Below are 13809 nucleotides of genomic sequence, written 5' to 3'. Positions count from 1 at the left end.
CGTAGTAGAGCCCACTCAACCACTGCGTCTTGCTCGACAATCCAAAGATAATTGAGAGGCTAGGACTTTTGTCCTAGCCTCCTTTTTATTTCCTCCGCTCTGCATAGTCGACAAAATGAAACTTATCTAATATGTGTCGACTTTCGGTGAACTGGAATTGCCGACCGTCTGCTAAGTAAACTTGGGAGCGGACCGTTACCACGTGTTGGTCTTTTCCAAGATCCAGTAAGATCTTATCGCGATTATCGATTGGTGAAATCAAAATTTCTTTCTTTTTGGGTCGAAGTGTTTTTTTTTGAAAAATATTTTTGAAAGCGCTTGAAAATGCAAAACCATTCCCTTATAATAAAAGAGGAAAACTTTTTAGGGATGGAGATAAGCATGAGAAATAACGGAAAAAAGATTCGATTATTAGCAGTAGCTACCTTATTGGCTAGTCAGTTGGGGGTCTTTAACAGTGCCCTCACGGTAGTTGCAGACGAGAACACGGCTTCGACTTCAGAGCCAGCGCTTGTGACGAACACTAGCAGCGAGGAAAGCTCGACAAATCATTCGACTTCTGCTACAACAACTACAGAAGCTACGACGAGAGCTTCAAGTGATAAAGAAGAGACATCTAGCAGTTCCTCAGACGATACTGAGGAGAAAACGGTTAAGATCGGGGAAATTCAAGGGGAATCGCAACGCTCTCCACTGGAAGGCCAAAAGGTAGCCATCAAAAATGCAGTGGTGACCAAAACAGACCGCTATGGTTTTTATGCCCAAGATATTGAATCGGATGGCAATAGTCGGACTTCAGATGGGATTTATGTAGTTTCCAAATACAAGGTCAAGGTCGGTGACAAGGTTAAAATCACTGGTACCGTCAAGGAAGGCTATATGGAAGAGGTCACCTTGGGAGCAGGGAAGACCTTTAAGGAACCGACGAATAGTTTAACGGTGACCATGTTAATCGATGCTTGGATCACAAAAGACGGGACAGCCCCTCTTCCAGAAGCTGTGAATATCACTGCGGGCATGCCAGCAGAGGTGAAGACTAATCCGACTGCCTATGCTCCAGAAACCGATGCTCTCGATTATTGGGAAAGCTTGGAAGGAATGCTCACGGTGGTGAAGAAACCGCATGTCCTTGGTCCCCAGTACAAAGGAGATATCTATGTATTGGGAGAAGATTTCACAGGACTTCCTTTAAACAATATTGGAGGTCTGAATCTACGGCCACATGCGCAAAATACAGCGACGATCCCGATTTATGTTGGTAATCAGTTTGTCGCAAAAGCCAAAGATTACTTTGCAGAAGATGTGACAGGAGTGGTGACTTATCGGAATAGCTTTTATAAGGTAGAGCCCACTCAACAGTTGACAGTCCAAGATGGTGGCTTGCAGCGTCAAGCAGCTCAAACCCAACCAAGTGAGGACAAGCTGACCATCGCTTCCTATAATATTGAAAATTTCTCGGCCAACAATGCCAAAAATGAAACCCCAGAGGATAAGGTGACGCTGATTGCCAATTCCTTTATCCATGAAATTCACAATCCGGATATTATTACTTTGATCGAAGTGCAGGACAATAATGGTAGTGTGGATGACGGGACGACCAGTGGTGTTGAAAGTGGACGCAAACTAGCTAGTCGGATCAAGGAATTGGGTGGCAAGAGCTATGAGTATACGGAGGTTGCTCCACTAGATGGCGCTGACGGTGGAAAGCCAGGTTCCAATATTCGCTTGGGAATTCTCTACAATCCGGAACGCGTGACCTTAGCCAAAAAAGAGGCAGCGACTAGCAACGAAGCAGCGCAATTTGACAAGGGACACCTGGTTAAAAATCCAGCTCGGATTGCCCCTAATGATCCATCGTTTGACCATACTCGCAAGTCTTTAGCCGTTGAGTTTGAATTCAAAGGCCAACCAGTTGTGGTGATTGCCAATCACTTGAAATCAAAAATCGGAGATGATGCTATTTATGGGGCAAGCCAACCAGCAGTGGAACATACCTTGCCAACTCGTGAAGCACAAGCAAATATCATTCATCAATTCGTCCAAGAAGGCTTGAAGCAAAATCCGAAGACCACCTTTGTTTTGACGGGTGATTTTAATGACTACGATTTCTCAACCACGGCGCAGATCCTTGCGGGCAGTGAACTAACCAACTTAATGGCGCAACATGATGCAGGCGATCGCTATTCCTATTTCTATCGTGGAAGCAATCAAGTTTTGGATAACATTTTTATCTCAAACAATATGGCAGCTAAAGCAAGGTTTGAACCAGTCCATATCAATGCTTCCTTTATGAAGGAACACGGTCGTGCATCAGACCATGATCCTGTCTTGGTCCAAATCGACTTTAGTGGAGCACAAACTCCAGGAACGCCGACGGATGATCAACAAGGAAATACAGGACAAGCAACGGATCAAACCAGCCCTTCTTCATCGAATACAGGGTCCCAACTAGTCCCTCATCAGACTCAAGCCAATGAACAAAAGAGTTCACCATCTGAAAGCAAAGAGAAGGGCAAGAACGAAGATGAGAAGCAAGACGACAAGGAAGAGGCAGCAACAGAAACGAAGACACCAGGAAAACGGAAAATCCTCCCATCTACTGGACAAGAAACAAGCTATCTAGCTCTTTTTGGAGTGGCAATAGCTACGATGAGTCTTGTCTGGTATAAGAAGAAAAAGACTTACTAACGTTTTCAAAAGAAAGATCTAAAAAAGGAGTCGCTGGCTCTTTTTTTCTCCTAAAATACAGGACAGATAGTCCCATATTGGAAACTGTACTAGGACAATGAAAACTACTGAAAAGAACAGTTTCTTTTCAAAAAGAAGCTTAAACTCTTTAAAATAGATGGAATCGTGTTATAATAAAATCATAAAACGTTTTCAAGAGAAGAGGTTCCTCAATGGAAAATGAAACAGTTGACTATGGAAAAGTAACAGGAATGGTACACTCAACAGAAAGTTTTGGTGCAGTAGACGGGCCTGGGATCCGCTTTATTGTCTTCCTTCAAGGCTGTCAAATGCGGTGTCAATACTGCCACAATCCAGATACTTGGGCAATGGAAACCAACAAGTCCCGTGAGCGGACGGTGGATGATGTCTTAGAAGAAGCCCTCCGTTATCGTGGATTTTGGGGCGAAAAAGGGGGAATCACTGTCAGTGGTGGAGAAGCCCTCTTGCAGATTGACTTTTTGATTGCCCTCTTCACCAAGGCTCAAGAGTTGGGCATTCATTGTACCTTGGATACCTGTGCTCTTCCTTTCCGGAATACGCCTCGTTATTTGGAAAAATTTGACCGCTTGATGGCAGTGACAGACTTGGTGCTTCTTGATATCAAGGAAATCAATGATGAACGACACAAAATTGTGACCAGCCATACCAATAAAACGATTCTAGCTTGTGCCAAGTACCTATCTGATATTGGAAAACCAGTCTGGATTCGTCACGTTTTGGTGCCAGGTTTGACAGACCGAGATGATGACTTGATCGAACTTGGAAAATTTGTTAAAACCCTTAAAAATGTCGATAAATTTGAGATCCTTCCTTACCATACTATGGGGGAATTCAAATGGCGTGAATTGGGCATTCCGTACAAGTTGGAGGGTGTGAAACCACCGACAAAAGAACGTGTCCAAAATGCAAAAGATTTGATGGAAACAGAAAGTTACCAAGATTACCTGAAACGGGTCAAAGGATAAAAAGTATAGACAGTTGGTCACTCCAGCTGTCTTTTCTATTGAAATGCACAACTATTCCCTTTCTTTAAATGGCAAAACGTGCTAAAATAGAGTGAATCTATAAATGAAATAAAGAGGTAGAAACATGTCAAAAATTCTCGTTTTTGGTCACCAAAATCCTGACTCAGATGCTATCGGCTCATCTGTAGCTTTTGCTTATCTTGCAAAAGAAGCTTATGGTTTGGATACAGAAGCAGTGGCTCTTGGAACTCCAAATGAAGAAACAGCTTTCGTATTGGACTATTTTGGTGTGGAAGCACCACGCGTCATCACATCAGCTAAAGCAGAAGGTGCAGAACAAGTCATCTTGACGGACCACAATGAATTCCAACAATCTGTTTCAGATATTGCTGAAGTAGAAGTTTATGGTGTAGTGGATCACCACCGTGTGGCTAACTTCGAAACTGCTAGCCCACTTTACATGCGTTTGGAACCAGTTGGATCAGCATCTTCTATCGTTTACCGCATGTTCAAAGAACACGGTGTAGCAGTGCCAAAAGAATTGGCAGGTTTGATGCTTTCAGGTTTGATTTCAGATACTCTTCTTTTGAAATCTCCAACAACACACCCATCTGATAAAGTGATTGCGCCTGAATTGGCTGAATTGGCTGGTGTCAACTTAGAAGAATACGGTCTTGCCATGCTCAAGGCTGGTACTAACTTGGCAAGCAAATCAGCAGAAGAATTGATCGATATCGATGCTAAGACTTTTGAATTGAACGGAAACAACGTTCGTGTGGCTCAAGTGAACACAGTTGATATTGCGGAAGTTTTGGAACGCCAAGCTGAAATCGAAGCAGCTATCCAAGCTGCCAATGCAGCTAACGGCTACTCTGACTTTGTTTTGATGATTACAGACATCGTCAACTCAAACTCAGAAATTTTGGCTCTTGGTGCCAACATGGACAAGGTAGAAGCAGCTTTCAACTTCAAACTTGAAAACAACCACGCTTTCCTTCCAGGTGCCGTTTCACGTAAGAAACAAGTGGTACCACAATTGACAGAAAGCTTTAATGCTTAATGATAGGTGGGAAAACCCATCGTTAAAAGGAGTTTCGACTCCTTTTTTGCTAGGAGAGAAATATGTTAGAAAATGGTGATTTGATTTTTGTAAAGGACCTGTCAGATATGGGACAGGCTATCCAGGCATCAACTGGTAACTATAGTCATGTGGCCATCTTTTTGAACGGTTCCATTTATCATGCTACGGTAGAAGGTGGCGTTCTTGCCCAATCCCCTGAAGACTTCTTTGAAGCTGGAAAAGTCTATGACCTTTATCGCTACCCGAAAATCGATCTCAAAGAAGTCAAAAAGAAAGCAGATAGCCACATAGGGGCTCCCTACAATGCGTCCTTTTATCCTGATGGAGATGGTTTCTATTGTTCCCAGTTCATCGCTGAACTACTTCCTATTTTTGAGACCATTCCCATGAAGTTTGGGGAAGGAGAACAAGAGATTAGTTCGTTTTGGGAAGATTATTACAGAGGGCTTGGTCTAGCTGTTCCTCTAGATCAGCCCGGAACCAACCCGAGTCAGTTAGCCCAATCACCACAGCTACAGTTTAAAGAAAGGTATTTGGATGATTTGGATTCATAAAACAACAATCTGAAACTTTGATACAGTTTATAAGAGTTACATCAAACTAAAGAAAAATAATATTTTAATCCTTTCCTCACAGTGGAAAGTCTCGATATATCATTTTTTACTTTAAAAACATATTTTACGTTCGAATACAACTTGAAAAAGTTGTATTTTTTCTACTATCCTCTGGATGTTTCTTGTTTAGACAGATAAAATATGATATACTTCACAAAAAAACTAACCGCTGGTTAGTTTTTGCCGGAATTCAAAGGAGGAAGTAAATATGTCTTTCTTGTATCGTTTATTAACACGTACAAAACAAATCAGTCCACATATAAGAAAGTTTGAGTTCGAATTGGGTGTTTTTGTTGTCAGCATATGGCTAGTTGAATCATCTGGTCGCTTTTATGTGATTGATACGGGAATGCGAGGAATGGAGAAGTACGCTGCCCAGTTTTTACTCCCACAAAAAATTGAAGCAATTTTTCTGACCCATGGACATCCAGATCATATCAAAGGTTTGCCCTATCTTAGACAGCACTTTGGGAACATCCCGACTTTAATCAGTGAGAAGGAATTCCCCTATATTTCAGGCAAAGAACCTTTTCCTAATAGAAAAGAGACGGAAAAAGTGATTTTTGATCCGGCTACTTTTATAACTGTTGAAAGTCAAGAAGGTCAAGACTTGATAAGTAGTGCAGGACTAAAACCACTATTTTCTCCTGGTCATTCCCCTGGTCATGTTGTTTATTACCATGAAGAGGATCAAGTTTTAATTGCTGGAGATCTTTTTACAGCTACGAGAAATGGAAAGTTGCGTCCACCAATGAAAGGATATACAGCAGATATGAGACAGGCTTTAGCTAGTGGTGAAAGAATTCTCAAGGATTATTCACAGGCACTTGTTAGTGTTTGTCATGGTAGTGAGGTAAAAGATGCTGTACGAGATTTTGAGGCATCGGATGGGTTTAAAGGGAGTTTGTAATGGCAAAGGATACAAGATCTAGAATTATCAGGGCAGCCGAGGAACTTTTCCGGACAGAATCTCAGCAAAAAGTAGGAATCAGGCAGATTGCTCAAGCTGCAGGATGTTCACATACAGCTATTTATCAGTATTTTAAAAAGAAAGAGGATATATTATATGCAGTAGCGGAAAAACCGTTGATTCACCTCTATCATACTTGCTTAGAAATCAGCCATTCCAAGCAGACTGATAAAGAACGTCTGCTCCAAATCTGTCAAGCATACGTGGATTTTGGGTTTAGAGAACGTAATTTTTATGAATTATTGATTTTTTACCGTGGAGAGCATGAAGATCCAGGCAAGTGTTCGCAACCGTTGCTCGAATTGAGAATGAAAAGTTATCGTTTATTGGAAGAAGCTATTGATGTCTTTTTACCGAGAGACTTATCTGATGCAGAAGCGCTAAATATTCGTAGTGGAATCTTTATTTTTTTACATGGCTTAGTGAGTATCTACAGTAGGGACAATGAAGAATGTCCAGAACGCATTAAGCAACTATTGACGGATTTTATTTCTTTTAAAATACTAGAAATAAAATGAGTTGGAATAACTTATGGGGCTTCTACAGTAAACTTGGATTGAAAAGACTAAGTTCTTTTATTGCCTTATTTTCCCCTCTTGCCTGCCTATCTATAAATTGAAAATTTTGTCCTTTGGTATTGATTTCGCTTAAACTAATTTTTATGTTACAATAAGAACGAACCGATAAAACAGTAAACGAGACCTATTCATGATTACAATCATTAACCCCACACGTTTGACACGTCAGCCATTTTTCAAGGACTTGATCAACTATTTGGACCAGCACGACGATGTGATCCTGCGGCAAATTAAGGCCCAATTTCCGGATCAACCAGTGGATAAGCTGATGGAGGAGTATATCAAAGCGGGCTTCATCCTTCGAGAAAATAAACGCTACACTCTCAATTTGCCTTTCTTAGAGTCAACTGATCGAGTTGAACTGGATCAAGAGGTCTTTGTTCGAGAGGACAGTGCAGTTTATCAAGAATTAAAAGCCAAGGTCTTCCAAACAGAACTCCGCAACACGACTAATGCAGCAATTCTCATAGAGGAGACTGACTTCGAACGACATGCACAGACACTTTCCAATTACTTCTACAAGGTGAAACACCAATACCCTTTGACGGAGGAGCAAGAAAAGCTCTATGCCATTTTGGGCGATGTCAATCCTGAGTATGCTCTTAAGTATATGACTAGCTTTTTGCTCAAATTTCTCAAAAAAGAAGTAGTCCAGCAAAAGCGCAAGGACATCTTTGTCGACAGTTTAGTTTTATTGGGCTACATCATTCAAAATGAAGATGGAAAGTATGAGTTAGCTGTCGAATTTGATAAAGAACGATTCATTTTTATAAAAAAATAAAGGCTAGGAATTTTCCTAGCCTTTTTTCATTTGATCATAGATAACGTTCAGCGATGGCGGCGTCACCTGGATACTCTTCTTTTACGCCATTGACGATTTGGTAGCAGTCTGCTCCTTTTCCAGCGATAATAACAGCATCTTCAGGCTTGCTGGTTGTCGCCATAGCCAGTTGAATGGCTTGCTCGCGATCTGCGATTTTCTCGACAGGGCGCGTGATGAAGCTACTAATCTCTTCAGCGATTGCCAAAGGATCTTCATAGTTGGGATCATCCGCTGTGAGGAAGACTTGGATCTCAGGATGGTCTTCTAAGAGTAAGCCAAAGTCTTTACGGCGGCTCTCTCCTTTATTACCAGTTGATCCAAGGACCAGTGAAATCGTCCCCGTTTGATGGGTTTCGACAACTGAGAGCAGTTTTTTCAAGCTATCTCCATTATGGGCGTAGTCGATGAAGACCTTAGCGCCGTTTTTCTGAGTCAAGACTTCCATTCGGCCTGGAACTCGCGTCTTAGCAATCCCATTTTGGATATCCTCGAGGCTCGCACCTAGGCGAAGGCAGGCAAGACCTGCAGCCACAGCATTTTCTTGGTTGAAATGTCCAATCAGTTGGATTTCATAGTTTCCAGCTAATTTACCAGTGGCTGAGAAGCTGAAGGCCTTAGAGTTTTCAATTTGATTCTCAGACTGGCTTCCATAAAAATCGTGGTCTTGGTTCGCGACTTGGTCCGCTAAAACTTGGAAATGATCCATATCACTATTGATGACAACGGCTTGGCTGTTCTTCATGAGGAGACGTTTGTGGTAGAAATAATCCTCAAAAGTTGGGTGTTCAATCGGTCCAATATGGTCAGGACTGATGTTGAGAAAAACACCAACGTCAAAGGTCAGACCGTAAACTCGTTTCACTAGATAAGCTTGACTGGAAACTTCCATAATGAGGTGGGTCCGATCATTGGCTACTGCCTCAGCCATCATGGCAAAAAGATCCAAGCTCTCTGGAGTTGTCAGGGTCGATTTAAAGAAGTTTTTACCATCCAGTGTTGTATTCATGGTCGACAGCATAGCTGGTCGGTGACTTTGTTCCAAAATATGGTAAGCAAAATAGGCCGCGGTTGTCTTTCCCTTAGTCCCTGTGAAGGCCAATAGTTTTAATTGTTTCTCAGGGTGTCCATAAAACTCCATGGCGATTAAGCTCATAGCCTGTTTGATATCATTGACGAGGATGGCAGGAATACCAACTTCATAATCTTTTTCAGAGACATAAAAGCCGAGTCCATTAGAAATAGCCTGTTCCAGGTATTCTTTTTTGAAGTTGGCCCCTTTGACAAAAAAGAGTGTGCTAGCAGAAACCTTCCGGCTATCATAGCTAATAGCATCAAAATTTGTTCCTTCTAGATGGTAGTAGTATTCACCATTTACTAGAACTTCTCGGAAATTTTGGTCATGTTTTAAAATATTGAGGGTTTGTTCAATTGTAATCATAAAACTATTGTAAACCTAAAGTCCCTATTTTACAAGTGTCATGGAAAAGTTTATAATGAAGAGAAGAAGAAACGAAAGAGGACACCAATGAGTCACGAACAAAATGACCAGCAAGCCCAGATGCTACGCGGGACTGCCTGGATGACAGCCAGCAACTTTATCAGCCGTTTGCTAGGAGCCGCTTATATTATTCCTTGGTATATTTGGATGGGGAAATATGGGCCACAAGCCAATGGTCTTTTTACAATGGGCTACAATATCTATGCTTGGTTTCTCTTGATTTCGACAGCCGGAGTACCCGTAGCTGTTGCTAAGCAAGTAGCCAAATACAATACCCGGGACCAAGCGGATCATAGCTTTGCTTTGATTCGGGGCTTCTTGAAATTTATGGGAATTCTAGGCCTTGGATTTGCCATTCTCATGTATCTTTTGTCTCCTGTCTTTGCGAGTCTTTCAGGTGGGGGAAAAGAGTTGATTCCGATCATGCAGAGCCTTTCTTGGGCTGTCTTGATCTTTCCTTCGATGAGTGTCATTCGGGGATTTTTCCAAGGTTTTAACAACATGAAGCCTTACGCCATTAGCCAGATCGCTGAACAAGTGATCCGGGTCATCTGGATGTTGCTCACGACCTTCTTCATTATGAAGATTGGCTCAGGAGACTATGTGCAGGCTGTGACGCAGTCGACCTTTGCGGCCTTTATCGGTATGGGAGCGAGCCTTCTGGTGCTCTTTTATTACCTTGCAAAGACAGGCTTGCTCTCTTCTATTTTTAGAAAGCAAGAGGGAAGTGAAGGGATTGACACTCGGGCTCTCTTGATTGATACGATTCGTGAGGCTATTCCTTTTATCATCACAGGTTCCGCGATTCAGCTTTTCCAAATTGTTGACCAGATGACCTTTATCAATGTCATGTCTTGGTTCACAGACTATAGTCAAAAGCAGCTCTTGGTCATGTTTAGTTATTTCTCTGCTAATCCAAACAAAATTACCATGATCTTGATTGCGGTAGCGACTTCGATTGGGGGAGTTGGGATTCCTCTGTTGACAGAGAATTATGTGAAGGGGGACCTAAAAGCGGCTGGGAAGCTCGTACAGGATAACTTGACCATGTTGCTGGCTTTCTTGCTTCCAGCCACCTTTGGTGCAGTAGCAGTCGCAAAACCACTTTATACGGTATTTTATGGGCAACCCGATGGCTTGGCCTTAGGACTCTTTATCGTAGCGATGTTGCAGACCGTAATTCTCGGTCTTTACACGGTCTTATCGCCAATGATTCAAGCCCTCTTTCAAAATCGCAAGGCCATTCGATACTTCCTCTATGGGGTAGTGGTGAAATTGGTCCTCCAAATTCCATTTATTTTGGTCTTTCGTTCTTATGGTCCGCTTTTGTCAACGACCATTGCCTTAATGGTCCCAATCGTTCTCATGTATCGGGAGATCCAAACCATTACTCAGTTTAATCGCACCATCGTCTTCAAGCGGACCTTGCTTGGTTCCATTCTGACCGTGGTGATGCTACTTGGAGTCTTGATCGCTGGTTTGATTTTGGGCTGGATTTTCCCACCAAATGGCCGTGTATCGAGCATGATTTATATCATCGTCATTGGCGGATTAGGAGTTGTTATCTATGGAGCCTTAGGATTATGGCTACGGTATTTTGACCGCTTTATCGGAGGTCAAGCTGCACGTCTCAGACAAAAATTCCGCATCAAATAAATCAGAGGTTGGACATTTAAGTCCAGTCTCTGATTGAGGACAAAGTTATCTTGAAAACTTTCCTTAAGTGAGTACGGACGTCAGCGAACTTCTACGAAGTTCCATGACTTAGTTTTGAACCTAAAGTTTCAAAATTCCCGAGTGCTAGAAACAAAAGTGTTTCTAGCACTTTTCTCACGGCGGAAAGTTTCAGTAGATGATTGAATAATTCTAACGAATAAATTTTTATAGAATTTATTAGATTTGTAAAGAAGAACTGTTTGTCTATACTCTCAGGCTGGCCATTAGAGACCAGCCTTTTCTTATAGTTTGAAACTATAGCTAGGTCTTGAAAATGGGAAAACCGCTCTCCTCATAATAGTGATAAAATAGTAATCAGTTAGATTGAATGTTTATCGGAGGGCAATATGAGTAAAAAACGCAATATCAATACGATTTTGGCACAGACAGGAATCAAGTCGGATCAAGCAACGGGAGCTTTGACGACTACTTTGCATTTCTCTACGACTTACCAACACCCAGAATTTGGTCAGTCTACAGGTTTTGACTATACCCGTACGAAAAATCCAACACGCGCAACAGCTGAGAAGACTTTGGCAGCTATCGAAAGTGCAGATTATGCTTTGGCGACAAGCTCTGGAATGTCAGCTATTGTGCTTGCTTTTAGCATTTTCCCAGTTGGTTCAAAAGTCTTAGCCGTTCGTGACCTTTATGGAGGTTCTTTCCGCTGGTTTAACCAACAAGAGCAAGAGGGTCGTTTCTCTTTCACCTATGCCAATACAGAAGAAGAACTGATCCACCATCTAGATCATGATCCGGTGGATGTCCTCTATATTGAAACACCAACCAATCCATTGATGTTGGAATTTGATATTGCTCATTTAGCTAAATTGGCCCATGCAAAAGGTGCCAAAGTCGTGGTAGACAATACCTTCTATAGCCCGATCTATCAACGTCCGATTGAAGAGGGAGCGGATATTGTTCTTCATTCAGCAACTAAGTACCTAGCTGGTCACAACGATGTCTTGGCTGGTGTTGTCGTGACAAATGAGGCAGACTTGTATGACAAACTCTTTTACAATTTGAATACGACAGGTGCTGTTCTTTCCCCATTTGATAGCTATCTGCTAATCCGTGGTCTCAAGACGCTTTCTATCCGGATGGAGCGCTCCACAGAGAATGCTCGCAAGGTGGTCGAGTTTTTGAAAACATCGCCTCAGGTCAAAGAAGTCCTCTACACTGGAAAAGGGGGGATGGTCTCCTTTAAAATTCAAGATGAGAAAAAAATTCCTAATTTTTTAAATTCTCTTCAAGTCTTTACCTTTGCAGAAAGTCTGGGTGGAGTGGAGAGCTTGATCACTTATCCGACTACTCAGACTCATGCAGATATCCCTGCAGAGGTTCGTCATTCATACGGCTTGACAGATGACCTGCTTCGTTTGTCTATCGGAATCGAAGATGCGGATGATTTGATTGACGATTTGAAACAAGCATTGGAGGCTTAAGATGACCAAATATGATTTCACGACTTTACCCAATCGCTTGACCCACCATACCTATAAGTGGAAAGAGACAGAGACGGATCCAGAGATCATTCCGGCTTGGATCGCGGACATGGATTTTAACGTCATTCCAGAAGTGCGAGAAGCGGTAATTGGCTATGCTGACCAAATGGTCTACGGCTACACCTATGCCTCAGATAGCCTCTACCAGTCTATCCTTGATTGGGAAAAAAATGAGCACGGCTATTCCTTTGACAAGGAAGCGATCGTCTTTATCGAGGGTGTTGTGCCAGCTATTTCAACAGCCATTCAAGCCTTCACCAAGGAAGGGGATGCTGTCTTAATCAATACACCAGTCTATCCTCCGTTTGCACGAAGCGTTAAGCTCAATCGTCGAAAATTGATCGAAAATTCGTTGATCGAAAAAGACGGACTTTTTCAAATTGATTTTGATCAGTTGGAAAAAGATATTGTGGAGCAAGAGGTTAAACTCTATGTTTTGTGCAATCCGCACAATCCTGGAGGCCGTGTATGGGATCGTGAGGTCTTGGAAAAAATCGGTCACCTCTGCCATAAACATGGGGTCCTACTCGTTTCAGATGAGATCCACCAAGATTTGGCCTTGTTTGGCCACCGTCATACCAGCTTTAACACAGTTGACCCAAGCTTTAAAGACTTTAGCTTGATCTTAACCAGTGCGACCAAGACTTTCAATATTGCAGGAACAAAAAATTCTTATGTGGTTATTGAAAATCCAAAGCTTCGCACAGCTTTTAAACAACGGCAATTGGCCAATAACCAACATGAAATCTCAGGCTTGGGCTATATTGCTACAGAAGCAGCTTATCGCCATGGCAAACCTTGGTTGACAGAGCTCAAGCAAGTCTTTGAAAAACACATTGACTATGTTGTAGATGAATTGCAGGAAAAGACCAATATCCGAGTCATGAAGCCCCAAGGAACCTATCTTCTTTGGTTGGACTTTTCAGCCTATCCTTATACCGATGATGAGCTACATGCTAGAATCCATGACCAAGCCAAATTGATTTTGAACCGTGGAACAGATTTCGGAAAAGAAGGAACCTTGCACGCCCGCCTTAATGTAGCGGCTCCTTTCTCTCTTATTGAAGAAATTACCAAACGTTTAGTTGATACTTTTCACAAATAAGTGTTGACTTTCTGTAAGTGAAGGAGTAAAATAAACTCGAAATACGGTAGGTGAGGCTACCACAAGGATACGGATGACTACCGCAAAGCAGTGGAGACACTACTCGTTGGTCAACAGTCCTGATCGCAAAGGTCAAGACTAAGCTCATTTCATTGCCTTGCGGAGCTAAAGCTTGAACGGTCAATTTTTTAAGAGTTTTGATTAAAAAATAAATGATGAGTTTC

At 42.1% G+C, this 13809-nt stretch carries 11 protein-coding genes, 1 pseudogene and 1 riboswitch; of the genes and pseudogenes, 10 read left to right on the top strand and 2 right to left on the bottom strand.

Going from position 1 to position 13809, the window contains the following annotated elements; genetic code table 11:
- Positions 1 to 85: 85 nt before the first annotated feature.
- A pseudogene (locus tag TZ97_RS10250) lies at positions 86 to 274 on the bottom strand (UTRA domain-containing protein); the annotation flags it as partial.
- Positions 275 to 381: 107 nt separating this feature from the next.
- Here TZ97_RS10250 and TZ97_RS06155 point away from each other — a divergent pair.
- The 7 genes from TZ97_RS06155 to TZ97_RS06125 all read left to right on the top strand — a co-directional run bounded on the left by TZ97_RS06155 (position 382) and on the right by TZ97_RS06125 (position 7719).
- Complete coding sequence (locus TZ97_RS06155; protein ID WP_045759751.1) at positions 382 to 2688, top strand: endonuclease/exonuclease/phosphatase family protein; 2307 nt, start codon at positions 382 to 384, stop codon at positions 2686 to 2688.
- Positions 2689 to 2900: 212 nt separating this feature from the next.
- Positions 2901 to 3695, top strand: a complete 795-nt coding sequence (gene pflA / locus TZ97_RS06150) for a pyruvate formate-lyase-activating protein (protein WP_003005017.1) — start codon at positions 2901 to 2903, stop codon at positions 3693 to 3695.
- A gap of 124 nt (positions 3696 to 3819) precedes the next feature.
- Positions 3820 to 4755, top strand: coding sequence for a manganese-dependent inorganic pyrophosphatase (locus TZ97_RS06145; protein ID WP_003005572.1), 936 nt, complete (start codon positions 3820 to 3822; stop codon positions 4753 to 4755).
- Between the two features lie 62 nt (positions 4756 to 4817).
- Positions 4818 to 5330, top strand: coding sequence for a YiiX/YebB-like N1pC/P60 family cysteine hydrolase (locus TZ97_RS06140; protein WP_045759750.1), 513 nt, complete (start codon positions 4818 to 4820; stop codon positions 5328 to 5330).
- A gap of 268 nt (positions 5331 to 5598) precedes the next feature.
- The gene (locus tag TZ97_RS06135) at positions 5599 to 6300 is read left to right on the top strand and encodes an MBL fold metallo-hydrolase (protein ID WP_023918823.1); all 702 of its coding nucleotides are present in this window, start codon (positions 5599 to 5601) and stop codon (positions 6298 to 6300) included.
- The gene (locus TZ97_RS06130; protein WP_045759749.1) at positions 6300 to 6878 is read left to right on the top strand and encodes a TetR/AcrR family transcriptional regulator; all 579 of its coding nucleotides are present in this window, start codon (positions 6300 to 6302) and stop codon (positions 6876 to 6878) included. Before TZ97_RS06135 ends, TZ97_RS06130 begins: the two co-directional genes overlap by 1 nt.
- A 190-nt stretch (positions 6879 to 7068) precedes the next feature.
- Positions 7069 to 7719, top strand: coding sequence for a DUF1803 domain-containing protein (locus tag TZ97_RS06125; protein WP_045759748.1), 651 nt, complete (start codon positions 7069 to 7071; stop codon positions 7717 to 7719).
- 34 nt (positions 7720 to 7753) lie between these two features.
- Here the strand turns inward: TZ97_RS06125 and TZ97_RS06120 are convergent, their stop codons facing one another.
- Positions 7754 to 9199 (bottom strand): UDP-N-acetylmuramoyl-L-alanyl-D-glutamate--L-lysine ligase, encoded by a 1446-nt coding sequence (locus TZ97_RS06120; protein WP_045759747.1) that lies wholly within the window; start codon positions 9197 to 9199, stop codon positions 7754 to 7756.
- An 87-nt stretch (positions 9200 to 9286) separates the two neighbouring features.
- Between TZ97_RS06120 and TZ97_RS06115 the strand changes: the two genes are divergently transcribed.
- The 3 genes from TZ97_RS06115 to TZ97_RS06105 all read left to right on the top strand — a co-directional run bounded on the left by TZ97_RS06115 (position 9287) and on the right by TZ97_RS06105 (position 13585).
- Positions 9287 to 10915 (top strand): putative polysaccharide biosynthesis protein, encoded by a 1629-nt coding sequence (locus tag TZ97_RS06115; RefSeq protein ID WP_031574286.1) that lies wholly within the window; start codon positions 9287 to 9289, stop codon positions 10913 to 10915.
- Positions 10916 to 11322: 407 nt separating this feature from the next.
- Entirely contained in the window at positions 11323 to 12420 is a 1098-nt protein-coding gene (locus TZ97_RS06110) for a cystathionine gamma-synthase (protein ID WP_045759746.1), read from the top strand.
- Between the two features lies 1 nt (position 12421).
- Entirely contained in the window at positions 12422 to 13585 is a 1164-nt protein-coding gene (locus TZ97_RS06105; protein ID WP_045759745.1) for a MalY/PatB family protein, read from the top strand.
- A gap of 35 nt (positions 13586 to 13620) precedes the next feature.
- A riboswitch (M-box (ykoK) riboswitch) is annotated at positions 13621 to 13776 on the top strand.
- The last annotated feature ends 33 nt before the right edge of the window (positions 13777 to 13809 follow it).

Origin of the sequence: Streptococcus parasanguinis (genome assembly GCF_000963275.1) — a bacterium.
GTDB lineage: Bacteria > Bacillota > Bacilli > Lactobacillales > Streptococcaceae > Streptococcus > Streptococcus parasanguinis_B.
Note: the sequence above shows the minus strand (reverse complement) of the source record. Positions and strands in the feature narration are given on the sequence as shown.